Annotated in this window: 24 protein-coding genes; 7 read left to right on the top strand and 17 right to left on the bottom strand. The window is 40.2% G+C overall.

The features are described 5' to 3' along the window. Nucleotides 1-14: 14 nt before the first annotated feature. Together ACZ48W_RS00350 and ACZ48W_RS00345 are read left to right on the top strand one after the other, a co-directional pair. On the top strand, nucleotides 15-1,421 hold the full coding sequence (locus ACZ48W_RS00350; RefSeq protein ID WP_464828782.1) for an alpha,alpha-trehalose-phosphate synthase (UDP-forming): 1,407 nt from the start codon (nucleotides 15-17) through the stop codon (nucleotides 1,419-1,421). A 368-nt stretch (nucleotides 1,422-1,789) separates the two neighbouring features. Continuing rightward, a complete protein-coding gene (locus ACZ48W_RS00345; protein WP_464828781.1) occupies nucleotides 1,790-2,740 on the top strand; it encodes an MBL fold metallo-hydrolase in 951 nt (316 codons plus the stop codon). Between the two features lie 7 nt (nucleotides 2,741-2,747). Here the strand turns inward: ACZ48W_RS00345 and ACZ48W_RS00340 are convergent, their stop codons facing one another. Next, entirely contained in the window at nucleotides 2,748-5,333 is a 2,586-nt protein-coding gene (locus ACZ48W_RS00340) for a cation-translocating P-type ATPase (RefSeq protein ID WP_464828780.1), read from the bottom strand. A 160-nt stretch (nucleotides 5,334-5,493) separates the two neighbouring features. Here ACZ48W_RS00340 and ACZ48W_RS00335 point away from each other — a divergent pair, with 160 nt between their 5' ends. Next, entirely contained in the window at nucleotides 5,494-6,360 is an 867-nt protein-coding gene (locus ACZ48W_RS00335) for a universal stress protein (protein ID WP_464828779.1), read from the top strand. A gap of 61 nt (nucleotides 6,361-6,421) precedes the next feature. Here ACZ48W_RS00335 and ACZ48W_RS00330 read toward each other — a convergent pair whose 3' ends face one another. Continuing rightward, the gene (locus ACZ48W_RS00330) at nucleotides 6,422-7,819 is read right to left on the bottom strand and encodes an MBL fold metallo-hydrolase RNA specificity domain-containing protein (RefSeq protein ID WP_464828778.1); all 1,398 of its coding nucleotides are present in this window, start codon (nucleotides 7,817-7,819) and stop codon (nucleotides 6,422-6,424) included. A gap of 218 nt (nucleotides 7,820-8,037) precedes the next feature. Between ACZ48W_RS00330 and ACZ48W_RS00325 the strand changes: the two genes are divergently transcribed. Next, nucleotides 8,038-8,676 carry a superoxide dismutase gene (locus ACZ48W_RS00325; RefSeq protein WP_464828777.1) on the top strand — a complete coding sequence of 213 codons (639 nt, stop codon included), beginning with the start codon at nucleotides 8,038-8,040 and terminating at the stop codon, nucleotides 8,674-8,676. Nucleotides 8,677-8,841: 165 nt separating this feature from the next. On the opposite strand, the gene ACZ48W_RS00320 is transcribed toward ACZ48W_RS00325, so the two are convergent. The 9 genes from ACZ48W_RS00320 to ACZ48W_RS00280 form a co-directional block, all read right to left on the bottom strand. After that, nucleotides 8,842-8,988 (bottom strand): hypothetical protein, encoded by a 147-nt coding sequence (locus ACZ48W_RS00320; protein ID WP_464828776.1) that lies wholly within the window; start codon nucleotides 8,986-8,988, stop codon nucleotides 8,842-8,844. A 93-nt stretch (nucleotides 8,989-9,081) separates the two neighbouring features. After that, the gene (locus tag ACZ48W_RS00315; protein WP_464828775.1) at nucleotides 9,082-9,345 is read right to left on the bottom strand and encodes a hypothetical protein; all 264 of its coding nucleotides are present in this window, start codon (nucleotides 9,343-9,345) and stop codon (nucleotides 9,082-9,084) included. 17 nt (nucleotides 9,346-9,362) lie between these two features. After that, nucleotides 9,363-9,749, bottom strand: a complete 387-nt coding sequence (crcB, locus tag ACZ48W_RS00310) for a fluoride efflux transporter CrcB (protein WP_464828774.1) — start codon at nucleotides 9,747-9,749, stop codon at nucleotides 9,363-9,365. Next, the gene (locus ACZ48W_RS00305) at nucleotides 9,718-10,428 is read right to left on the bottom strand and encodes a lysophospholipid acyltransferase family protein (RefSeq protein WP_464828773.1); all 711 of its coding nucleotides are present in this window, start codon (nucleotides 10,426-10,428) and stop codon (nucleotides 9,718-9,720) included. The genes crcB and ACZ48W_RS00305 overlap by 32 nt, the downstream gene beginning before the upstream one ends. After that, entirely contained in the window at nucleotides 10,406-11,446 is a 1,041-nt protein-coding gene (locus tag ACZ48W_RS00300; protein WP_464828772.1) for a hypothetical protein, read from the bottom strand. The genes ACZ48W_RS00305 and ACZ48W_RS00300 overlap by 23 nt, the downstream gene beginning before the upstream one ends. After that, a complete protein-coding gene (gene purQ / locus ACZ48W_RS00295) occupies nucleotides 11,446-12,117 on the bottom strand; it encodes a phosphoribosylformylglycinamidine synthase subunit PurQ (RefSeq protein ID WP_464828771.1) in 672 nt (223 codons plus the stop codon). Before purQ ends, ACZ48W_RS00300 begins: the two co-directional genes overlap by 1 nt. After that, nucleotides 12,117-12,356, bottom strand: a complete 240-nt coding sequence (gene purS, locus ACZ48W_RS00290) for a phosphoribosylformylglycinamidine synthase subunit PurS (protein ID WP_464828770.1) — start codon at nucleotides 12,354-12,356, stop codon at nucleotides 12,117-12,119. The genes purQ and purS overlap by 1 nt, the downstream gene beginning before the upstream one ends. 53 nt (nucleotides 12,357-12,409) lie before the next feature. Then, nucleotides 12,410-13,141: a phosphoribosylaminoimidazolesuccinocarboxamide synthase gene (purC, locus tag ACZ48W_RS00285; RefSeq protein WP_464828769.1), complete on the bottom strand. Its 732-nt coding sequence runs from the start codon at nucleotides 13,139-13,141 to the stop codon at nucleotides 12,410-12,412. Further along, nucleotides 13,141-14,487, bottom strand: coding sequence for a S41 family peptidase (locus ACZ48W_RS00280; protein ID WP_464828768.1), 1,347 nt, complete (start codon nucleotides 14,485-14,487; stop codon nucleotides 13,141-13,143). The genes purC and ACZ48W_RS00280 overlap by 1 nt, the downstream gene beginning before the upstream one ends. A gap of 293 nt (nucleotides 14,488-14,780) precedes the next feature. On the opposite strand from ACZ48W_RS00280, the gene ACZ48W_RS00275 reads away from it, so the two are divergent. After that, nucleotides 14,781-17,354, top strand: coding sequence for an ATP-dependent Clp protease ATP-binding subunit (locus ACZ48W_RS00275; RefSeq protein ID WP_464828767.1), 2,574 nt, complete (start codon nucleotides 14,781-14,783; stop codon nucleotides 17,352-17,354). Between the two features lie 63 nt (nucleotides 17,355-17,417). On the opposite strand, the gene ACZ48W_RS00270 is transcribed toward ACZ48W_RS00275, so the two are convergent. The 4 genes from ACZ48W_RS00270 to ACZ48W_RS00255 all read right to left on the bottom strand — a co-directional run bounded on the left by ACZ48W_RS00270 (nucleotide 17,418) and on the right by ACZ48W_RS00255 (nucleotide 21,148). Further along, on the bottom strand, nucleotides 17,418-17,861 hold the full coding sequence (locus tag ACZ48W_RS00270; RefSeq protein WP_464828766.1) for a DsrE family protein: 444 nt from the start codon (nucleotides 17,859-17,861) through the stop codon (nucleotides 17,418-17,420). 296 nt (nucleotides 17,862-18,157) lie between these two features. After that, nucleotides 18,158-18,499 (bottom strand): hypothetical protein, encoded by a 342-nt coding sequence (locus tag ACZ48W_RS00265; RefSeq protein WP_464828765.1) that lies wholly within the window; start codon nucleotides 18,497-18,499, stop codon nucleotides 18,158-18,160. A 110-nt stretch (nucleotides 18,500-18,609) separates the two neighbouring features. Beyond that, the gene (locus ACZ48W_RS00260) at nucleotides 18,610-20,487 is read right to left on the bottom strand and encodes a DUF2207 domain-containing protein (protein WP_464828764.1); all 1,878 of its coding nucleotides are present in this window, start codon (nucleotides 20,485-20,487) and stop codon (nucleotides 18,610-18,612) included. Between the two features lie 97 nt (nucleotides 20,488-20,584). Then, the gene (locus tag ACZ48W_RS00255) at nucleotides 20,585-21,148 is read right to left on the bottom strand and encodes a LemA family protein (protein WP_464828763.1); all 564 of its coding nucleotides are present in this window, start codon (nucleotides 21,146-21,148) and stop codon (nucleotides 20,585-20,587) included. Between the two features lie 95 nt (nucleotides 21,149-21,243). Here ACZ48W_RS00255 and ACZ48W_RS00250 point away from each other — a divergent pair, with 95 nt between their 5' ends. Together ACZ48W_RS00250 and ACZ48W_RS00245 are read left to right on the top strand one after the other, a co-directional pair. Continuing rightward, nucleotides 21,244-22,134, top strand: a complete 891-nt coding sequence (locus ACZ48W_RS00250) for a 5'-nucleotidase (RefSeq protein ID WP_464828762.1) — start codon at nucleotides 21,244-21,246, stop codon at nucleotides 22,132-22,134. 116 nt (nucleotides 22,135-22,250) lie between these two features. Then, entirely contained in the window at nucleotides 22,251-23,237 is a 987-nt protein-coding gene (locus ACZ48W_RS00245; protein ID WP_464828761.1) for a DUF438 domain-containing protein, read from the top strand. Here the strand turns inward: ACZ48W_RS00245 and ACZ48W_RS00240 are convergent. Both ACZ48W_RS00240 and mtnA read right to left on the bottom strand, forming a co-directional pair. Continuing rightward, complete coding sequence (locus tag ACZ48W_RS00240; RefSeq protein WP_464828760.1) at nucleotides 23,217-23,846, bottom strand: class II aldolase/adducin family protein; 630 nt, start codon at nucleotides 23,844-23,846, stop codon at nucleotides 23,217-23,219. The genes ACZ48W_RS00245 and ACZ48W_RS00240 overlap by 21 nt on opposite strands. After that, entirely contained in the window at nucleotides 23,843-24,907 is a 1,065-nt protein-coding gene (gene mtnA / locus ACZ48W_RS00235) for an S-methyl-5-thioribose-1-phosphate isomerase (protein ID WP_464828759.1), read from the bottom strand. The genes ACZ48W_RS00240 and mtnA overlap by 4 nt, the downstream gene beginning before the upstream one ends. Nucleotide 24,908 lies beyond the last annotated feature (1 nt).

Below are 24,908 nucleotides of genomic sequence, written 5' to 3'. Positions count from 1 at the left end.
CAGAAAGGAACTGTATGAGCAGTAAAAAGTTATTTGATGGTCGTCTGATTGTAGTCTCCAACCGGCTGCCTGTGGTAATAAAAAAGACCGCAATGGGAAAAAACAAATTCAAACCGGCGGTCGGAGGATTGGTGACCGCTATGAATCCGATATTGAAAAAACGGGAAGGGCTCTGGATAGGATGGGCGGGTGACTACAAAGAGGAGGGGATCCACACAAAAGAACTTCTCAGAAACAAGACAACAGAGGTGGGCTATGATCTCATACCGGTTGAACTTAGTATTGTAAATTATAATCTATATTATAAAGGGTACTCAAATGAAGTCCTCTGGCCACTTTTTCATAATTTTTCCAGCTATTGTGTTTTTGCACCGGAATTTTATACAGCCTATGATGAGGTAAATAAAAAATTCGCCGATACAGTCTTTGAAAATCTGCATGAAAGTGATTTTGTATGGATTCAGGATTATCATCTTATCAAAGTTGCCCAATACCTAAGAGAGATGGGGACGACTAACCGTATCGCCCATTTTCTCCATATCCCCTTTCCTCCGCTGGAAACATTTATGAGAATGCCAAATAAACAAGAACTCCTTGATGCATTGCTTGAATATGACCTTATAGGCTTTCAGACTGAACAGGATAAAAAGAACTTTATTGATGTCGTATATAAGCTGACTGATTTAAAACAGACAGAAGTGGAATCGGAGAGTATCTATAAGTTTAAGGTCGGCTCAAGAGAGATCAGTGTCGGATCCTTTGCGATCAGTATCGACTATGATGAATTCTCTGACGGTGCAAAAAGGGAAAAAGTGTTCAAAAAGTCCAAAGAGCTAAAGGAGACCTACCAGGATCAAGTGCTTATGCTTGGGGTAGACCGCCTGGATTATACCAAAGGCATCCCTCAAAAGTTAAAAGCTTACCAGATGCTTCTGGAAGAGAATCCGGAACTCAGAGGGAGAATTAAGCTTATACAGGTTTTGGTACCCAGCAGGGTAGACATACCACAGTATTCGGAGCTAAAAAGCGAGATAGAACAGTTGGTCGGGCAGATCAACGGCTGCTTCAGTCAGCCGGGCTGGATACCTGTTCAATATCGCTACCGCACATTAAGCAGGGAAGAGCTTCTGGTCTACTACCAAGCTTGCGAAATTGCCCTCGTAACCCCGCTAAAAGATGGCATGAATTTAGTGGCCAAGGAGTATTGCGCCTCCAAGAGTGATGAAAATGGAGTACTGATACTCAGTGAGTTTGCCGGTGCTATGGATCAACTAAAGTGTGGAGCACTTCTGGTTAACCCTTTTGATACAAAATCTCTGGTACGGGTAATGAAAGAGGCTTTCTTTATGAGTAAAAAGAAAAAAAAGAAGCGAATGCAGAAACTTAAACAAAATATTCGGTCTTACGATATCTATTGGTAGATGGATTCTTTTCTGAATGCAGCCAGGCATGTCCTTCCTTAGCGCAATTTTAAGATCTGATGATATTGGTTTAAAAGCAATTGAGAAATTCATAGTAAACTAATTATTGATCTCCGCTTATCTTATGGGTGGAGCAGCAGGTTTAAAAGAGTATGGAAAAAGCAGCACATGGAGAGAACACCTGAATTTATCATCAAGTTCATTGCTAACGTACTGCCCGATATGCCTTTCCTTAAAGCTTTCTGACGATCCTCCTGATCTCTTTATTAGAGTCATTTCGTCCTCCTTTTTATTCATTATGCTCTCTTTCTTTAATATTGTCAGTATAATATAATATTGTCGTATCAAGTAACTGGAAGGAGGAGGCATTGCAACTGACATTTTTAGGAACAAGTGCCGGAAAACCCACAAAAGAAAGAAATGTTTCTGCACTTGGACTGGAATTCGATCAGGATAACAAGTGGTATCTTTTTGACTGTGGGGAAGCGACACAGTATCAGATCATGCGAAGCAGGCTCTCTATTGGCAAACTTGATACCATTTTCATCACGCATCTTCACGGAGACCACTATTATGGACTGCCGGGTCTATTGTCTACCAAAAAGCTGGATAAAGCATTTAAACCTCTGAGTATTTATGGCCCAAAAGGAATCAGAAAGTTCATTGAATGTGCACTTGATATTTCATATGAGCACCTTGGATATCATCTGAAGATCATCGAATATGAACCTGAAGAGACTTTCATATTCGATAAATTCACGTTGAAGGTCCTGCCTCTGCTGCATTCTATAGAGAGTTTTGCCTTTTATATGAAAGAGAATGATATAAGCAATAAACTCAATGAAGAGAAGTTAAGAGCAGAGGGATTGGAACCGTCACCGCTATACGGTGAATTGAAAAAGGGAAAAAGTATTACTTTTCAAGGGAAACAACTGGATCCAAAAGAGTTTATGCTTGAACCCATATTGGGAAGGTCCTTGATCATTGCCGGAGATAACAGCAAACCGGCAATATTGGGAAGATATCTTGAAGATCTGGATCTGCTGGTCCACGAGTGTACCTATACACAGGATGTCTATGATGATCTGCCTGAAAAGGTTCTGCATACCACCGCCAAAGAGCTTGGCATGGCTGTAGAGGAAAAGCATGTAAAAAACCTTATTGCTACCCATATAAACCCCCGCTATAACAAGAACAGCCGTCTGGGTGTAGAGATGATCTACAATGAGATCAAATGCAGTTATGCAGGCAGACTTTTTATTGCCGATGATTTTGATGTCTATACACTTGGCAGGAAGAGGATCGTTGAGAAATTATAGAATATATTTAATGCTTCCTTCTTCTTAACATCAGCCACTTGTCTCCTTCCATTACAAGAACAAGACCAGTCGCAACCAGGACAAGTGCAAACCATGTATCTAAAGAAACAGGTTGGATTTTAAGTACATTTTGCATAAACGGAATATGCATAGATGCAAGGTGCAAAAGCTGAGTAAATATTACCCACATTATTAAAAAAGCACTGCTTCTATAGTCTATTCTATGGAGGTAATTGATCTCTGTTCTGGCATTGAAAACATGTACATTTTCGAACAGTACCATCAGAAGTAATGTAATATTTCTTGCCCCCTCAACACTCTCTCCGCTTTGAAGCAAGAAGTAAAAGAGGATAAAGGAGGCGATACCGATATATAAACCGCCTACTATGATCCGCCTAAGCATTAGAGTATTGAAAATAGGTTCTTGAGGAGATCGTGGGGCTCTTTTCAAAAGTCCGGGTTCTGCTTTTTCAAGTCCAAGCATAACATCTTCTATGCCGTTCGTTACCACATTAAGCCATAAAAGTTGTACTGGGAGCAGCGGCAGCGGCAGTCCGGTAATAAAAGAGAGCATTACTAAAACAAGCTCTGCAAACCCGGTAGATATCAATAAATAGATCACTTTTCTGATATTGTCATGAGCACGTCTTCCTTCTTCAATACCATTGACGATAGAGGAGAAGTTGTCATCGGTCAAAATAAGGTCACTGGAAGCTTTGGCAATATCTGTACCGCTCTTTCCCATAGCTACACCTATATTTGCATGCCTGAGTGCAGGAGCATCATTTACCCCGTCTCCGGTAACGGCAACATAATGTCCAAGAGTCTGAAATGCAATGACGATCTTCATTTTTTGTGAGGGGGTTACACGTGAAAAAACGGTTTTGTCTTTTATCTCTTCTGCTTTTGCTCCATTCTTTTCCCAATTGAGTAATTCTTTTTCACTCATGCTCTCTTTTTCAGAAGAGGCAATACCAAGCTCTTTGGCAATGCAAAAAGCTGTATTTGGATGATCTCCTGTGATCATAACAACTTTTATACCGGCTTCCATGGCTTTTCTGATCGCCTCGGGGCTCTCTTCTCTTACCGGGTCGATAATAGCTACAAAACCCAGATAGGTAAAGTTATTGAGGTTAATGGTGGATTCATCAAAAGACTCTTTATAGGCAAGGGCAATGGTTCGGTATCCTTTGAGTGCCCATTCATCTACCTTTGTCAAAATATCTTTTTTTTCCTTTTCCGTAACATTACAGTGTGCCAGCACTGTTTCAGGAGAGCCTTTGCTGAATTGGAATATCTTCTCATCCTGTTCCATCATAACTGCAGAAAATCTATTGATCGGTTCATAGGGTATCTCATCGATCTTTCTATAGGATTTTGAGTTTGTCACATAAGATTCGTTGGCATTTGCTGCAAAACGTGCCAATGCAATATCTACCTGATCCCCGAAAAAATCAACACCACCTTCCTTTCCTTCTTCATAGTGTATCTCATTACAGAGGATGGAAGCAAGATAGACTTTATCGTGGGTTTCATTCATTGTGCCGGTATCATAGACTTGCGTTGGTGAGATAAAATACTCTACGCTCAGACGATTCTGTGTCAATGTTCCCGTCTTATCACTGGCTATGAGTGTACAGGCCCCAAGCCCTTCGATAGCAGCTAATTTACGTACGATCACATTTCTTTTGGACATTGCCATAGAGGCTGATGTCAAAGCAACGGTGATCGCTACAGGAAGCCCTTCAGGTATGGTAGAGACTGCCAGTGCCACAGAGAAGAGAAAGAGTGAGTAAAAGGTCATCCCTTTGAGCAAACCTATCGCAAAAAGGACCAGGATCATGATCCCGATAACGATAGAGATGGTAAACGAAAGCTTTTCCATCTTTTCAAGTAAAGGTATTTTGGCTTTACTCTTTTTACTGAGGATCTGTGCGATCTTCCCGGCTTCCGTATCTGCTCCTGTACTGCATACGACTCCCACTGCTCTACCGCTGGAGATGTAGGTACCTGCAAAGAGCATATTTTTTCTCTCTGCAATAAGAAGATCGGTATTATCACTTACAAAAAAAGCATCTTTGTTCACATCAGTTGATTCACCGGTCAGCAGTGATTCATCGACCATGAGATTTTTTGTTTCTGTCAGCCTGATGTCAGCTGCAACTTTGGTACCCGGTTCAAGTATCAGGATATCTCCGGGTACAATATATTTACTGTCCATCTCCTGGATGACGTCTCTCAGTACCATAGCATTGGTTTTAATAAGATTTTGAAGTGATCTGGCTTTTAGGGATGCAGAATACTCCTGATAGGTTCCGATCACGGCGTTCAGAAATAAAACAGCAAGAATAAAACCCGCATCTGTATACTCATGAATGACCAGTGCCATAAAAGCTGCCAGAAGCAGAATATAGATGATCGGACTTTTAAACTGTCGTATAAAGTGTGCAAAAAGTGTTGTTTCAGATCTTGAGGGAAGAATGTTTAAACCGTATTGTTCCTGCCTTTTAGTAGCTTCATCACTTGTTAATCCAGAAGTACTTGTTTTTAAAAGCAAGAGCGATTCATCAATACTTTTTGTATGAAAATACATTCTAAACCTCTCTGCAATATATTGTTTTTTCTATTCTACATCTTTTAGATAAATATTATCATTAATGAGTTGAGTTCGACTGTTAACTTTTAAGGAGTAGAATATAAAGAGATGCTGAGAAGTTAGGTGTATTTAATTTTGATAAAAAGGTGAATAAATCATGAAAAATCTAAAAAGAATTATGGTTGGAATAGATATTTTTGCAAAATCAGACAATGTTTTAAAAAGAGCGTTTATGTTGGCAAAAGAGAATAAAGCTGAATTGTTTATTGTTCAAGCGATACAAACACCCTGGTTATCTGTACCAGATTATTTTAGTTCAAAAAAGATAATAGTTGATACAAAGGGTATCAAAAAGAAGATAGAAAAAAAGATAAAAACATTGAACTCTGATAGAAAAGTACCTTGTTTTGTTCTTCTAAAAGAAGGTGATGCTGATGATGTCATACTCTATGAATCAAAATTACTCAAAGTAGATATGATTGTTATAGGGGCTCATACAAAGGCCAAAAAAAGAAAAAGTTTCTTGGGTTCAACAGCGCAAAAAGTAGCACATCGAAGTCATTTGCCGGTTTTGGTTGTAAAGAACAGAGTAAAAGGCGCATATAAAAATATTTTGGCTCCAACGGACTTTCAAATACAGTCAAAACAGAGTATTTTATTTACAAAAAATATTTTTCCTGCTTCCAAAATTGATATAGTCCATATTTCCGAAACAATTTATATGGATGGTCCTTACTTTGTAGTAGGTCGTGATCTTCGACAGTATAATGATGTTGCAAAAGCGTGTGCAAAAAAAGATTTAAAAGAGTTAATGAAAGAAGTTTCTGTAAACAAAGGAAAAGTAATTGATGGAGAAACCGACAGCAAAGAAGTGCTGCTTCAATATATAAAAAAGAATTCATACGATCTTGTGGTTGTCGGTTCACGAGGTACAGCAGGCTTTAATATATTGCTTGGAAGTATGGCTTCTTTCATCTTGAGAGAAACACCAACAGATGTATTGGTGTATGTACCTATAGATTGATACTATTGAGCCCTCTGAGTGCCCAGGGTTATTCAGAGGTGTTCTAGTAAAAGTGAGAAGATCATATCCCTATCTTCTCTCCATGTCTGACGATATGCGATTTTTTGTGTAAACGACGCTCTATCTCTTTTTGGAAGATCTCCTGTTTATCTCTTTCACCGTGAACGAGAAAAATTTTATCCAATCTTTTGAAATTTTCCATCCAGGTTATAAGACCATTTTGATCTGCGTGTGCGGAAAATCCGTTAATAGTATATACTTCTGCCTTAACGATGATATCCTCACCATATACTTTGATCTTTTTGGCACCATCTACAAGTTTTCGTCCCAGTGTACCCTCTACTTGATACCCTACAAAAACAAGTGCATTCTTTTCATTCCAGAGACGATGTTTAAAGTGTTGCAGTATACGGCCGCCGCTACACATACCTGCACCAGCAATGATAATGCACCGGGAATCTTCATCATTGATCTTTATGGAGTCTTTTACCTCGGGTGTATAATGCAGATATGGAAAATCAAAAATAGTGCCATCACGTTCCAAAAAATCGTTACAGCACTTACTTAGTTCTTCGTGATATCGTTTATATATCTCTGTTGCACGTATCGCCATAGGTGAATCAAGAAAGATCTGACATGCAGGGAGATCACCTCTGTCATACATCTGTTTAAGCAGACATAGTATCTCCTGTGTACGTTCAATGGCAAAAGAGGGGATAAGGACATTCCCTTCATTCAGGAATGTTTTCTGTATCACATGTTTTAATTCAAGGTCACTCTCTTTAACCCCTTTATGGTTTCTGTCTCCATAAGTTGATTCTATAAAAAGGGCATCTGCTTCTTCAACGATATCAGGGGAGGGCATGACAAGATCATCCTCATTACCAAGATCTCCGCTGAAAACAACTGTTTTTTTCGCTCCATCCTCTTCAAACATCACTTGAATGACAGCCGAGTCAAGAATATGCCCGGCATTTTTGAAGACAACAGAGATTCCGTTCCCAAGATCGATCTTCTCATTGTAAGTAGTGTAGATTATTGAACAACGATAGACAGCACGTACATCATGTTTTTTGTAAAGAGGTTTCCTTACCTTTTTTTCCTCACCGCGACGTTGCGCTTTTCTGTAAGCTGTTTTATAACTTTCTTCCATGAGATGTGCACTGTCCATCATAACTACTTCCGCCAAATCCATAGTTGAGCGATGTGTGACGATAGTCCCTTTAAATCCTTCTTTAACCAGTTTAGGTATACGTCCTACATGATCAAGATGTCCATGAGTGATAAGAAGAAAGTCCACATCTCCAGGATCGAAGCCAAAAGGGTTTTGGTTAAGGTCTTCCACCGCCCCTTGAAACATTCCGCAGTCTACCAATATGTTTGTCCCGCATTGCAATTGGAGCAGATGACAGGAACCTGTAACGACCTCAGCTGCGCCGTATGATTGTAGTGTAGCCATAGATCCTCCTCTTTATGATTTAGAAATATCTACTTTATATTCTATTCTACTTCCTTTATGATGATAAGTTCATTAACCCGAATAGTGAAATGGAAAATCAGCACTTTTTAGAACAGTAGGTTCCATTCAAATATGCTACTACACGGATATTACATACTTTCTGTTTAAAATTTAAAGAAGAAATACATACTATACTTAGAGTATATAAAGGAGTTGTTATGATACATAGATTGATGGAATTACCCTTTAATGAAAATGCTTTGGAACCTTATATTTCAAAAGAGACCATACAATATCATCATGGTAAGCACCATGCAGGTTACGTAAATAAATTAAATAGTCTGATCAAGGATACAGACTATACGGATTTGTCACTTGAGGAGATCATTCTGAGATCTGAAGGAGGCATTTTCAATAATGCTTCCCAGGTTTATAATCATGATTTTTATTTTAACGGTATAAACAGCAGGAAGAGTGAAGTTTCAACTATATTGTCAGAGCGCATAGCACGTGACTTTGGATCAATGGAACGGTTGAAAGAGCTTTTTCTGCAAACTGCTGCAGGTCTGTTCGGATCCGGATGGGTATGGCTGAGTATCAACAAAAATGGCAGTCTGATCATTGAGGCAAGGTCCAATGCAGATAGCCCACTTCTGGATGGGTATATTCCGTTACTTACCTGTGATGTCTGGGAACATGCATACTATATAGATTACAGAAATGCAAGAGCAGAATACCTTGAAAAGTGGTGGAGTCTTGTTAACTGGGATTTTGTATCGGAAAATCTGGCAAATTCTTTATATATTGAATTCCCCTGTGATGACTATAGTGGCGCGTGTGAATTTAAGGAAGAGTGATTGACTGTAACAGAGGACAGAAGTGTTTCGAAATAAAACAATAAGGCCATCTGCTCAGAAAGCATTCGACAAACAGTATGGAGCTGCAAGAGCCTGGAAGTAATGATCTTTATATCAGTCTATTCCTCGACTGATATCAAAAAGGTCAAATACTCTCTTTAAAAACTATTTCTTCTTACTTTTTTTCTGTTCTTCTTTTTCTTTTCTTTTATAGTCTTTAATGTGCTTTTTGATCTCTTGCTTCAACTCTTTTTTAAGCATACTGTCCATCTGTTTTTTAATGTACTTTTTGATCTTTTTCTTCTCAATCATATCTTCATCCTTTTATTTTTTTCAGGTCAACTACTGTTAGCAGCAGTACCTTTTTATATAATAAGGTAAAAAAACTTTGAATGTTATGAAACCTTACACGATACACATTGCCTGTTTGAGTTTTTCCTGGTTGAGTTTTTTAATAAGTTTACCGGAAAGTTCTCCATAACGCTCTTCATCAAGGTTTAAACTTGTCTGGATATCTTTCTGTGACCTTGCATCTGCCCATGCTTTCAGAAGTTTGAATTCTTTTTTTGTAAGTTTTACTTTGAGTACTGCAAGCAGTTCCTCTTCTTCTTTAAGCGGGTTCACCAGTTTTTTGATATGTTTTTCTGTCTCTTGAGTTAATGTTGACAATTTAATTTCCTTAATGATTATTTTGTAAGTTGAAGTATTGATAAATACCCGATTCCCGCCATGAGGATCGTACCAAAGACATTCAGTGCCATATTACTGAATGCCTGAGTATAATGTCCCGATTCCAATAGAAAAAAACTTTCTATGGCAAAAGTAGAGTAGGTTGTAAGAGCCCCCAATATACCTGTGACCATAAAAGTCTTTATGTGAGGAGAGAGGGAAGTGTTTAAATGAAAATAGGCAAAAAGTATCCCAATGATCAGACTCCCCAGGAGATTAACAGCCAAAGTTCCCAAAGGAAGAGCATGTTCAAAATGTTTGTTGACCATACCGTTGATGAGTAACCTTGATGTTGCACCTATTGCTCCGCCGCTAGCGACTGCGATTATTGTTAGTATATTCATCGTCTATTACCTTTTGCATCTCATCATGCAGTTTTTCAAACCAGTTCTCATCGGCTTTGCTGACATCGATCGTAGGCAGGAACTTATAGTGTACTGTACCGCTGTGTCCTGTTCTTTCATGTTCATTCAGTACCCATTTGCTTCCTGTAATGATCACAGGCTGTACTTTTAATCCCAATTTCTCTGCTATGATCTTTGTTCCCTGTTTAAAGGGAAGCAAAGTCTGATTTTTTGCTCTTGTTCCCTCCGGGAAAATAGCTACAGGTCTATGTTTGACTTCTCTGGACTCTTTGACATCTTTTATCAGTTTTATCAGACCTGCTTTGTTCCCTCTGTCAAGGGAGATCATTTCACCGTGCCTCAATAGATTTCCAAACCATGGCGTATCAAAAAGTTCTTTTTTTGCAACCCATCGGAGATGATGGTTCTGCAATGCTTCCATCGCAATGATATCTACGATACCCTGATGGTTCATCACATACATATCGGCACTCTCATCCATTGTGCCTTCCTGAGACAACTTTCCGCCCATCATTACAAGTGTAAGGCTGTTGATATAGTGTACAATGGTATTTTTGTATTTTCCAAACAGCATCAGTGCGGGGATCATAAGAACCGCCGTATTGAAAGAAATTACAAATGCACCCCAGTAAAATCTAATTTTCGCAAAGATCTTCATTCCTGATCCATCCTATAATTCCTTTTTTATACTCCACTTTCTTAAAATCACCATGTTCACCCAGCAGCATCGTATCGAATTTCTGATCTACTTTTGTACTCATTGTACTTGTTTTCGTAGGCAATATATAGAGTGGAGCCCCCTGTTTGATACATATCTGTTTATGTGGTATATAAAAAGTCAGTAATGTAATAAGTGATACAGTAGCCAGGACCAGATAAAAGAAATCTCTTCTGATCAAAAACATCAGAAAGAAGAAAAGTACCAAGGTAATAAAAGTATATTTTTTCAGTTTGTCAAAACTGTCTTCTTTAGGATTCAGGTCTGACTGCGTCGTTACAGAATCATCTTCAAGTTCTACAGGGACTTCAAGAAAAACATACTGTTTCTTGATCGTATTAAAATAGGTGAATTTCAGAAATTTTTGATCCTGGGGCAATACGACATAGAACTCTGCCTCGACTTTGGCATGATCCCTTTTGAGATGTTCAATACCGTACTCTTCTACATGGTTTAATTTCATATCTTCAAGATTCGCTTCGAAAGCTTCTAAAGAGAGGGTTACCAAATGGTGTTCTTCATCATAATTAGAGACTTGATGATTCTTGATCTTCATATCTGCTGCGAGTACAGCGCAAAAATCTTCTCTGCTTTTAAGGGTTCCCAAAGAGATGGTTTGAGGGTCAAGAGAAATATCCTGACTGTCAGATACAATAAAAAGTCTTGGAATATGAACATCGGTTTTAGATGCTTTGAAGTAAAACGTATAAAAACGGTCACTGCCGTTGCTTACCACTAAAGGCTGTTTGAAAAGTGGCTGGATATCACTTGATGTATCAAACTCGAATTGTGGATGATCCTCACGGTGCGTAGTATCTATGACTGTTACAGGAAAGAGCTGGTTCTCATATACCTTTTTAGGCATATAGCTATATTCATATTCGTTCTGGGCGCTTAGCAGGGTGGTCAAGACAAATACGATCCCCCATATAAGCAAAATAGAGCGAGAAAATGACATTATACTTCAAAACCTTTAAGCATCTTTATACCGTCTTCAGAACCCAGTATCATTTCTAATGCACGCTCAGGGTGAGGCATCAATCCAAATACATTTTTAGCTTCATTGCATACACCTGCGATAGAAGTGACTGAACCGTTCACAACAACAGGATTTCCTTCTTCATCCGAATAACGAAGAAGTATCTGGCCATTGGCTTCAAGCTTCTTGAATCCTTCATCATCGATGTAGTAGTTCCCGTCTGCATGAGCGATAGGAATATTGAGTACTTCACCTTTTGTACACTTGTTCAAAAATGCATTGTCATTGTTGATGACACAAAGCTTTTGATATTTTGAAATAAAATGCAGGTTATTGTTGCGTTTCAATGCTCCGGGAAGAAGTCCCGCCTCTGTAAGTATCTGAAAACCGTTACAGATACCGAGTACTTTACCGCCATTCTCTGCATGATCCTGCACCGCTTTCATAATATTTGAAAATCTGGCAATAGATCCTGAACGAAGGTAATCACCATAAGAAAATCCGCCAGGAACGACTACAAGCTCTATATCTTCAGGCAGTGTATCATCATTATGCCACACAAGTTCTGTGGTATGTCCCAATTTTTCAAAAGCATACTGGGTATCGAACTCACAATTCGTCCCTGGAAATCTAAGTACTGCAACTTTCATTATGCTATCTCTATAGTGTAATCTTCAATCACAGTGTTCGCAAGCAGTGTTTCACACATCTCTTTTACTTCTGCTTCCGCTTTGGCTTTATCTGTTGTATCAAGTTTAATGATGATCTGTTTACCGATACGTACATCCTCTACACCGTCAAATCCCAAAGAATCAAGTGCATGGTGTGCTGCTTTTCCCTGCGGATCAAGAACACCTTCTTTTAAAAATACATTTACTGTTGCTGTCATTATTGTTTTCTCCCTGAATTTATTATTTTTGATCTTTCTTAACGGTCTGAGAACTATTTCGTTCCGAGTATTCTGTTCAATACCTCTTCATAAGCCACTTTAAGCCCGCCCAATCCTTCTCTGAATCTGTCTTTATCCATTTTTTCGCCACTCTCACTGTCCCAAAGTCTGAAATTATCCGGACTGAGTTCATCAATAAGAATGATATTGTCATTCAAATCCCTCCCGAACTCCAGTTTAAAGTCTACAAGTGTAAGGTTGCGTTCTGCATAGAAAGCTTTAAGCAATCCATTGATCTTTCTGGCCATATAGCGGATATAGTCAAGTTCGGATGTATCTTTGACCAATTCCAATATAAGACAATGCTGGTCATTGAGTTTCGGGTCACCCAGTGCATCATTTTTGTAATCGAACTCCACCAAAGTGAACGGAAGTACTTTCCCGTCTTCTATACCGAGATTTCTGCTTAAAGATCCCGTAGCAATATTTCTGACGATCACTTCGATCAGAATCACCTCTGCTTTTTTATGTAACATATGGTTATCATCAAGCATTTCCACAAAATGGGTAGGAATACCTTTGTCATTAAGATACTTGAAAAGTTCCGTAGAGATCTTATTGTTCAGTGCACCTTTTCCCTCTTCGCTGGATTTTTTTTCACCGTTAAAAGCTGTAAGGTCATCCTTGAACTCTGAAATATAAAGATCTTCATATTCTGTCGTCCAGATTTTCTTTGCTTTACCTTCATAGACCAATGATTGTTTTACAAGCGTGTCTTTTGCCATTATTTCTTTCCTTTATTTGTGATAATTAATGCTTTTAGAATATCTACACTGCTTTTCAGCTGGGCATCTTTATAGAGCTGTTCCTCAGTAATGATATTTTTATCGATCTTTGTATCATTATTCTCAGATGTAGTATTGCTGTCAGATCCTGAACTCTTTTTAGGTTCTATTTTTTCTAATTCACTCTCTAAATGTTTTTTAAGATCACGTTCTTTGAGGAAGAGAGGATCCTCTTTCTGTGCTATCTCTCCTGAATGCACAATAATATCCGGCGTTACACCTACAGCTTGAATGGTGCGTCCGCTTGGAAGATAATATCTTGCTACAGTAAGTTTCAGTGCTTCATTTTCACCTACAGGCATAACGATCTGTACAGATCCCTTTCCAAATGTCTTTTCACCTACAATAATGGAACGATGAAAATCCTGCAATGCACCAGAGACGATCTCACTGGCACTGGCAGATCCGCCATTGACCAGAACAACGATAGGAGTTCGGGTATTACTCTCTTCCTTATGTGCCTTATAGTCCATATTCTCTTCTTTTGCTCTTCCTTTTTGACTGACGATAATACCTTCATCCACAAAAAGATCAACCAAGCCTACCGCCTGATCAAGCAGTCCGCCGGGATTATTTCTAAGGTCAAGAATGATTCCTTCCGTTTCCGGATGTTCTTTAACAGCTTTTTTTACACCTTCCACAACTTTCTGGTCAAAAGAAGCTACATGAATATAAAGTACATTCTTGTCTATGGTCTTTGCATAAACGGATTGGATCTTAATAATATCTCTTGTGATCTTGATTACAAGAGGTTTAGGCTCTTTTTTTCGTATGATTGTCAGGGCAATATCTGTTTTGGGCTTACCCCTCATCAGCTTGACCGACTCATCGATATTCATTCCTATAGTCGCTTTGTCATCTATCTTCAGAATAATATCTCCGGCCTTTATACCGGCTTTGAAAGCAGGTGTTCCGTCCAGAGGGGCGATCACCGTCAATGCACCGTCTTTCATACCTACAGAGATACCCAGTCCCCCAAATTCACCTTTGGTCTGAACAGTAAGGTCCCTATATGATTTTTTATCCATAAAAGTAGAATGGGAATCAAGATTTGTCATAAGCCCCTTAAGTGCCTTATCTATAAGTGCTGTAGTGTTTACTTCATCCACATACTCTTTCTCTATTACATTGAGTATCTGAGTAAATTTGATATAGGCTTGAAGTTTCTCTTTTGCTGTAGATTTTACAGGAGTACTTTCAGCCTGGGCAAAACTGCCGAAAAGATAGGCAGCTGTTAAAGTAGAGAGTAATCCGGTAACAATAATTTTCTTACTTTTTTTAATCATAATTATATTTTTCCTAAGGAATGAAGAATAAGTTCATTATTTTATTTAAAAACGTATAAGAGCTCGCTTTTGCATAGTGTATATTCACAGGGTTAATCCAAGTTTAATAAAGCATTCTTATAATATGAATATCCTTACCTCCATAGAAATATTAGAATATTTCTTTATATACCTAAATTTAGCTAGATTTAAGACGGTATTTTCCAATATTTAAGCAAAATTATGAAAGAAACTTGACACAGAGTGACTAAAGTTGTATAATAATCCAAATTAATTGATTTCAAGGAGTTGTCATGAGTATATTAGAGAAGTTGACCAATCAAATGCAAGGGGCGATAGAGTCGGGTGTATCACTTGCTCTGCATAATAAAAATCAGGAAGTAGAACCTATCCATCTTATCTGGGCGCTGCTTACCAACAGCAGTTCCATTCTGCATCAGGCACTGAATAAAATGAATGTGGACAAAGCTGCTATAGAGTTGGAAGCAAAGAGTATTGCCAACAAACTGCCAACGGTTTCCACCGTAACAAAGGAGAACATTAAGCTCTCACAGAACCTTGTACGTTCACTACAGAATGCCGAAGGTGTAATGACGGCAAATGGAGACCAGTATCTTGCCGTGGATGCATGGCTGCTTGCCAATACCAATGAGAGTTTCATCAGGGATGTTCTGGGTAAGTATCTGGATATATCCGAATTCAAAAAGACACTGGAATCCATTCGCGGAGGAAAACAGATAGACTCTCAGAGCGGAGATGAAACACTGGAGGCACTGGCTCAGTACGGTATAGATTTGAACCAAAAAGCCCTGGACGGTGAACTTGATCCGGTCATCGGGAGAGATGAAGAAGTGCAGCGTGTGATGCAGATCCTTATCCGTAAGACAAAGAACAATCCTATCTTAATAGGAGAGCCGGGAACAGGTAAAACTGCGATTGTAGAGGGACTTGCACAACGTATCGTAAATAAAGAGGTACCTTTAAGCCTGCAAAATATGCGTGTGATCTCTCTGGATATGAGCCGTCTTATCGCAGGAGCAAAATACAGAGGTGAGTTCGAAGACAGACTCAAAGCAGTTGTGGATGAAGTCAAAGAAGCAGCCAATGTTATTCTCTTCATCGATGAGATCCATACTATTGTAGGTGCAGGGGCAAGTGAGGGAAGTATGGATGCAGCGAACATCCTTAAACCGGCACTTGCACGTGGAGAGCTGCATACCATAGGAGCAACGACGCTTAAAGAGTACAGAAAGTATTTTGAGAAAGATGCGGCACTTCAAAGACGTTTCCAGCCTGTTAAAGTTGATGAACCGAGCATCAATGAAGCACTGCAGATCCTCAGGGGGATCAAAGACAGACTTGAAACACACCATAATGTCATTATTACAGACGGTGCATTGGTAGCAGCTGCAAAATTGTCTGACAGATATATTACAGACAGATTCCTGCCGGATAAAGCCATAGACCTCATAGATGAAGCAGCAGCTGAACTCAAAATGCAGATAGAGAGTGAACCGACAGACCTCTCCAAAGCAAAACGTGAGATAAGTACGCTTCAGGTAGAAAAAGAAGCCCTTAAAATGGAAGAGAATGAAAAAAATGCTGCACGTCTTGAAGAGATAGAGAAAGAATTGGCTGATCTTGAAGAGAAGCGTGTTTCACTTCAAAACCAGTTCGACAATGAAAAAGAGGTCTTCAACCAGATAGCCGAGGTCAAATCTGCCATCGAATCACTCAAAAATCAGGCAGAGCAGGTCAAACGCGAAGGTGACTTCAACAAGGCTGCCGAGATCGAGTATGGACAGATACCTGCAAAACAGGAAGAGCTTAAAACTTTGGAAGAGAAGTGGGCACAAATGATGGCAGAGGGCACGCTGCTCAAGAATTCTGTAGATGAAGAGATGATCGCCAGTATCGTAAGCCGCTGGACAGGTATCTCGGTCAACAAAATGCTCCAGGGTGAAAAAGAGAAGATCCTTGCGATCGAAAGTATCCTCAAAGAAGAGGTAGTAGGGCAGGAAGAGGCACTGAAAGCTGTTGCCCGTGCTATCAAGCGTAACAAAGCCGGACTCAGTGATGTGAACCGTCCTATAGGAAGTTTCATGTTCCTTGGACCGACAGGTGTAGGTAAAACACAGGTAGCCAAAACACTTGCGAAATTCCTCTTTGACTCTGAGAAGTCTCTTATTCGTATCGATATGAGTGAGTATATGGAGAAACATGCAGCAAGCCGTCTGGTTGGTGCACCTCCAGGATATGTAGGATACGAAGAGGGTGGTCAGCTCACCGAAGCGGTACGCCGTAAACCATACTCAGTCGTTCTCTTTGATGAGATAGAAAAAGCACACCCGGATGTGTTCAACACTCTCCTGCAAGTGCTGGATGACGGTCGTCTGACAGACAACAAAGGTGTTACGGTTGATTTTAAAAATACGATCATCATTATGACATCGAATATCGCATCAGACAAGATCATGGAGTTCAGAGATCCTGAAGACAGAAGAAAAGCCGTGAATGATGAGTTGAAACGAAACTTCAAACCGGAGTTCCTCAACCGTCTGGATGATATTGTTATCTTCAATCCGCTTGATCTTGAAGCGATTACAAATATTGTGGATATTCTGTTCAAAAGTATCCAGGCAAAACTTGCAGAGCGTGATATCAATATCACACTGACACCGGCGGCAAAAGCATATATTGCTGAAGCCGGTTTTGATCCTGTATATGGTGCCCGTCCGCTTAAAAGAGCTTTATATGAAGTAGTAGAGGACAGATTGGCTGAACTGATACTTGAAGACAAAGTCGTTGAAGGATCAAATGTTGAGTTTGATGTTCAAAACGGTGAAATAGAGGTACATATCTCTTAATCACCTTTATATCTTTCCACATCTCCCCATATTTTACTACAGATGGGGAGATACACTTCCCTGTCAATGATAGGTGATCACAGCATAGCCTTCAGTCTGCAGCATTATGACACGTGTAATGGAGTTCCGTACTGTACTGATAACGGGGAGAATATCTTCTTTTTTAAGATCATGGCTCCGTATTGCCAGTTTACAGGCTTCTATGGATACATGGTATTTTTTTGAAAGTTCTGTGACTCTTTTTTGTATCTTCTGTATGGTCTCATCCTCTTTTGCAGCTTCTTTCGAGATAATTTCTGTACATCCGGAATGGATCGTAAGTACCATCTTGTAAGGGATGTTTTTCTCTTCAAATTCTTTAGCAGTTTCAGCTATGAGCCACATACGGGAACTTACATAATCCATATCATCACTGGCACAGTCAAAAACAACCTTTTGTTCTGTGGGTATTTCCGCCATAAGTGTAAATGGTATTAAAAAGCCTAATCCCATAAGTAATTTTTTCATTATGATTCCTTATCTGATATGATCACTTGCAATTATATAAAATTGACCATAAGTATACACTAAAAAAAAGAGAAAAGAAATTTTGGATCAGTGATGGAATAAAGTGAGATTATCTTAGGTACCGACTTGATCATGGGTGTGTTCGAGGGTAGTCGATACAACGCTTTTTACAAAAGGAGGAAGAATAAAAAGTTTATATCGATACCTAAGATATGTAGAAGTATAGCTAAATAAGATAAAATTAGTCTTAATTAAAAAAGATCTCTGTAATTTATGGAATTTATCCTCTTTCTGTTTTAAAATACCAGCCAGTTTTCCAGCTTGAATATATCCTCTGTAGCCGGCATACCCTTCCATCCGTTTGATTCCAGGTACATCATTTTATTTCCAAAATATCCTACAATATATTTTTCTTTATAAATAGGAAATGTTCCGGAGTAGAACATAGCAAAAATATCTTTATAGCTTTTTGCTGTCTCATAACAGGAAAGATCAAAACTGTGCAATGCTATGATCGCATCCTGCAACATCTCATTTTTAAGCATGGAACTGCTCAAGACATAATATGCCGGATAGGGAACAGCAGGATCTTCGATCAGATCGGTGATGTAAAAACGTTCTTTCTTTTTTTGGTACATGAAAAATTCTTTATTGTTTTATAGTAGTATTTTATAGTGATTTAAAAAAGAACATTAAAAATATGTCATATTGTCATATTTTCAAGAAAAGAAAGTGAGAGAGGGAAGGGTCACCAGGAACCACCCCCTCCGCCTCCTCCTCCGCCTCCGGAGAAACCGCCCCCTCCGGAAAATCCACCTCCTCCACTGCTGCTTGTGGAAGGAGGAGTTGCAGCACTGTCAAAACTGGAAGCAAAGTAATCTATATCGGATATATCCCCATGGTACCAGTAGGGTGCCGATACATTCAACAAAGGGAAAAAAGAGAGCCAGTGTTCCGTCTCATTGAAAAGAACAGCATAAGGCAGTGTTTTTTCAAGATAAAGAGGATCCAGTTTCAAACGTCTTCTGATCTCATCCTCTTTTACCCGTTCTACAAACTCTTTGAAACCCAACAGATGTTTATGGGCATATGCACCCCTTTGTGTATATTTCCCTATTTTCCTGTATGTGTAGAAGAGAGCCAGAAGCAGGAACAGAAAAATACCGAACGGACCAGCCAGAAGGTCTTTCAGGGACATAGTCGACCCCAGTAGTCCTATAGCAGGTCCTGCTCCGGCTGCTGCAAAAACAAATCCAATGATCTTCGATGCCCAGCCCTTTTGTCCGAAGGCGATCGCCAGACCAGTACCGATAAAAACAACAGGAAAGAGCAGAATGAAGATCACATCAACACCAAATCGGATATAAAAGGTATAAAAGACCAGAGCAAGTACAGGCAGAAGCAACAAAATACTTTTCAGCAGGAATGCATTACGTACTTTTTTTGGATTTTCACTCATATAACCCTCAGCTACAGACCAGACATAAAGATCTTCTTCAATATGTTTAAATCCGTTCTGGAGCTTTTGTGCCTTTGAAGCTGATCCTCCTGACATGATAAAACTTTTTGTACCTTTAAACAAAACATGTTCCAGCAGATATTTCTGATCTGAAGTAAGATCTTCTGCTGTTTTCTCTGTACGTTTCAGCAGAGGATCGACCTTCTTCTCTTCATGATGTATCTCCAGGTATCCAAGCTGTGCAAGCTCCAGTACTGCAGCTGCAAAATCCTTATTGTCGGCAAATTTATCCAGGATGAGCCCGGACTGCAACAGACTCAAACCTTTCGGAGGTCCATACTGTACTGCGACAGATCGCCTGTCTGCAAATCCTGTATGACGTTCCAGGGTACGGTAAAAATAGATTAGAAAACCTATCAGGGCACCCCAGTGCCAGATGCCAAGAAAACGGTCCAAAAATGATGCTTTGACATTTTCAAGTCCATTCTGATCCAGAGTATATGCAGGATATGCCAGCTCAATAGTGGCACCTTCATATGGATGCAGCATCGGTACTTTTACCTGCAGGTGTCTTGGTGTGATCCAACTGCTTTGAGCAGAAGATGTTGTACTGCCGTAACTTCCGGTATAGGTTGAAAGTGCTATCCTGCTCTGGTCCAGTGCATCAGGGAGAAAAAGATCGGCTTCAATATTTCTGATGGGTATTTTCCATCCTGTACCAACGATATTCCACCGTATTGCATCATTCTCTTCATTCTGTGCTGCAGGAAGAACACCTTTTTTAACACGGTAAGCGATTCTGTAGAGATGTTTTCCAGTGACATAACGGTTTGCAGAACCGATTTTAAGACGGATCACTTTTCCGGCATGGGTGGAATTCATAATGGATTTTGACCATTCCACCCCTTTATTGTCCATTTTGACAGAGAAATTATGAAATCCCAGGTCTTTGACAACTCCATTGACCTTTACCGTAAAAGGAATATCACGGAAGATACCATGTCTGGAAGCCCCTTCGAAATCATATTCTATCAATTCCACAATAGAGAGCTCACCGCTTTGTTCTATACTGATATTGACTTTGTATGCTGAGATATTCTCAGCCCAAAGAGAAAAAGTACATCCTAAAAAAAGCAATACCGCAAGAAGTTTTCCAAGCTTCGGCATTTTACATCCTTTTATTCTGTACAAAGCCTGCCTCAGACTTCCGTCTTAAAAGTGCCTTGCTATACTGTATTGTTATGCCTCTCATCATCACTCTTCTTTAGAACTCTATTTTAGGCATTTTCTTTACAGCTTCGGCTTCACTCTCATCAAGTTCAAAATAGTTACGAGGTTTGAAATCAAATTTCTGTGCCACAATAAGATCAGGAAATGACTCTAATTTCGCATTATAGTCTCTGACAATGGCATTATAGTACCGTCTTGCATTCTGAATAGTATTTTCAAGATTGCTCAACTCTCCCTGGAGATGCAGAAAATTCTCATTGGCCTTCAGATCCGGATATGCTTCGGCAAGTGCGAAGAGTTTGCCTAATGCACCTGAAAGCATATTCGCCGCTGTTGCTTTTTCATCCATAGTATTGGCATTCAGACCCTGCTGGCGTGCCTGGATCACTTTCTCAAGGGTACCTGCTTCATAGTACTTATACCCTTTAACGGTTTCTACCAGTGCAGGTATCAAGTTATAACGGCGTTTAAGTTGTACATCTATATCCGACCAGGCAGCATCTATGCCCGCTCTGAGAGACACGAATTTGTTATAGATCGCTATAAGATAAACAGCTACTCCGACAATGATCAGCAATATAATATTCCCAAAACCCATTTCCCATCCTTTTACTTTGATGTTTATTATAATACAGACTAATTATAACATAAGGATAAAATTAAGATGATATACTTTTCAAAAAAGAGTACCCCATGGCATACGACTTAAAAGACAAACTTGTTATCGCTATTTCCTCACGTGCACTTTTCAGTTTGGAGGAAGAGAATGCTATTTTTGATGAAAAAGGCCTTGAGGCATACTATGAGTATCAGCTTTCCCATTTGAATGACCCACTCTCAAAAGGTTCAGCATTCAGATTTGTACAAAACCTGCTTGCCATCAATAAAAAATTTGATAATAAACTCATAGAAGTGATCATTCTTTCTCGGAATAATGCTGCCACAGGTCTACGCATAGGACGTTCCATAGAACACTACGATCTGGATATAGAACGTACCGGATGGACTGCAGGTACACCGGTAGCACGTTACCTTGAAGCGTTCAAAGTAGATCTTTTTCTTTCTGTATATGCACCTGATGTAGAAGAAGCAGTGAACTCCGGTGTTGCCGCAGCAACCATACTTCCTCATACTCCCATTACCTCAGAAGAGAGTGACATGGTAAAAATAGCCTTTGATGGTGATGCCGTCATTTTTGGTGATGAGAGTGAGAAAGTGTATCAGGAAAAAGGTCTGGAAGCCTTTATAGAATATGAAAAAGATAATGCCAAGAATCCACTCAGCAAAGGACCTTTCTTCAAATTCCTGAAAACCATCTCGGAGATACAGGACAAGTTTCCTATGGAAGCCTCACCCATACGTACAGCTCTGGTGACTGCACGAAACTTTTCAACCCATGAAAGGGTACTGGGAACACTGGAAGGTTGGGGTGTACGTGTAGATGAAGCATTCTTTCAAGGCGGTGTACAGAAATACGAAGTCATCAAAGCCTTCGGTGCAGATATCTTTTTTGATGACCAGGATGCACATTTGGAACATACTTCAAAAGAGACACCTTCAGCAAAAGTACCTTACAGACGTTAAATAGTAATTAATATTAATTCTCTTTTTCTTACTTTTGAGATGCTTCTTGATGTAGCTCAATAGATTTTTTCTTTCATTTCAATATACTTCACGAAACTATCTAAGGCTATCATCATATGAGCGAATTTTTAAATAACCATACCTCTCCTTTAGAAGGACAATATCCGGACGGACACCCCGTACGTACCTACCTTGAAGAAAATCTTCTTATCCGCAATATTATCCGTGAATTGCAATCTGTTGACATTCAGGCACAGTTCGGTTTCTTCAAAGAACTTTTTCAGAAGCTGAGAAAAGTCGAGCTTCACTTTGCACGAAAAGAGAACCAGCTTTTCCCTTACCTTGAAAAACACGGCTGGACAAGTCCTTCACAGAATATGTGGGCATTTCATGACCAGATAAGAGAAGAGATCAAAGAGAGCAGAAAAGCCATAGAAGCAGAAGATATTGAAGCGATCATTATGAACTCCCAGCGTCTATTCCGTTCTCTGGAACACATCATGCAGGTGGAGGAGGGGCGACTTTTGCCCAATGCAATGAACTTACTCAGTGAAGAGGAGTGGAAAGAGTTTAAAGAGGGGGACAAAGAGATAGGATGGATGTTCGACAAAGCCCCTGCACCTTACCCTGCAGACGAATATATACATCCAAGCCAGGATACAAAGCGAAAAGCACTGCCTTTCGGTACAGAGGACAAAACACACTATGATGAAGGCTACCTTACTCCGGAGCAGGTCAACTCCATTTTCAGGATCCTTCCAGTAGATATCACTTATGTAAACGAAAATGACCAGGTCGTTTTCTATAACCGCGGCGAGGACAGGGTCTTCCCCAGAAGTGCGGGTATTATCGGTCGTGAAGTGAAGTTCTGTCACCCTCCAAAAAGTGTTGATCAGGTCCTTAGAATCCTTGAAGAATTCAAAGCAGGAACACAGGATCTGGCTGAATTCTGGATCCAGTTCAAAGGGAAGTTTATCCATATCCAGTACTTTGCTGTACGAGACCCGGACGGTACTTATCGCGGTGTAATAGAGATGAGTCAGGATGTCACACATATACGCGGACTTGAAGGAGAGCAGAGGTTACTGGACTGGGATTCCTAACCCTGCCGAATTCTTCAAATACGCCTGTAAAATATGATACAGTGCCAGTTCCGCCTCTTCAATGCTTCTGCCAAAGGTGATAATGCCTTCTTCATGCCCTCTCATGACAAAAGCATTATGCTTTACGGGATCAAGCGTATCATAGAGTGTAGCGATCTCTTTAACCATCTCTGCTGTTCCGTACTCTGCTGTAGTAAAAAGATCATTGTTAGCTTTCATAAACTTCCAGAGTGCTAAAGAGTGCACATGGATCACTGTTGTGATCCTGTCGTCTATCGCATAGATCATGGCATGACTGAGTGCCTCACTGCTTGGCTGCTGTGCCCCCTGTGAGATGACTTTAAAAGTACTAAAGTCATAATCACTGATATACGTATAATACTCACGAGAGAGTGTATGCCTGTTACCTGTTTGGGTAGCCGTGATGAAAAAAGATTTGGATACGTCAGTTCGCATCGAGAGATTGCCATAGCCGATGCCATCCTTTTCCCCTATCAATCCCAGTGCAAAAAGGCGTCTGCGCAGTGCTTCCAGTGCTTCGTAGCCTGAAAATGCCGGAGTGTCTGCAGTTTGATGTTCTATACTGTATTTGACAACACCTTCTGTCACAGGAGTCCTTTTATCGCATTTTCATTTGCGTCTATAAGTCCTGCTTCGGTGATAAGCCCCGTAATCAGTCTGGCAGGGGTGACATCAAAGCCGTAGTTCGCTCCTTTACTCCCTTCCGGTGTAACACGAAGCTCCAAAGGATTCCCTTGTTTATCGATCCCTCTCATGATGTGTATCTCATCTTCACTGCGCATCTCAATATCGATCTCCGTTATACCGTTACAACTCTCAGGATCAAAAGTACTCAGTGGCAAGGCAACATAGAAAGGAACACCGTTATCCTTCGCAGCCAATGCTTTGAGGTAGGTACCTATCTTATTGGCGACATCACCGCATCGTGTGACTCTGTCAGCACCGGTGATCACCATATCGACCATATCGTGTTGCATGAGGTGTCCTCCGGTATTGTCTGCAATGATGGTATGGTCAATTCCTGCATCCAGCAGTTCCCATGAGGTCAGGTTTGCTCCCTGGTTACGGGGACGGGTCTCATCGACCCATACATGGATATCGATACCTCTTCGTTTGGCTTCATAAATGGGTGCAAGTGCGGTGCCGCTGTCGATAACGGCAAGCCATCCTGCATTACAGTGGGTCAGGATATTGATCTTTGTCAGTTTTTTCTCCTGCATGATCTTCTCTATGATGTCACAACCGATCCTGCCTATCTCTTCACTGCGTTTGACATCTTCATCACAGATGGCAATGGCTTCTGCTTTGGCATCTTTCAAGAGATCGCTGCTCTTTTCTATGACTGAGAGCATCCTGTCCACTGCCCACATCAGATTGACTGCAGTAGGACGGGAAGAACGGATCTTCATTGCCTCTTCCCTGATACGTTCTTTATCATCGCCAAATTCACGTGCCGACAGGTAGACACCCATGGCAGCAACATTACCGATGACACCGGCACCACGTACGGTCATGTCGGCAATGGCTTCCGTTGCATCAGCTCCATTCCTCAGTACACGTACTCTTTTTTCATGGGGCAGATAGCGCTGATCGAGTACTTCAAGATCACCGTTGTCGTTGAGCCATAATGGTCTGTATTTTCCCTGCATA

The sequence above is a fragment of the Sulfurovum aggregans genome (genome assembly GCF_055385215.1).
Note: the sequence above shows the minus strand (reverse complement) of the source record. Positions and strands in the feature narration are given on the sequence as shown.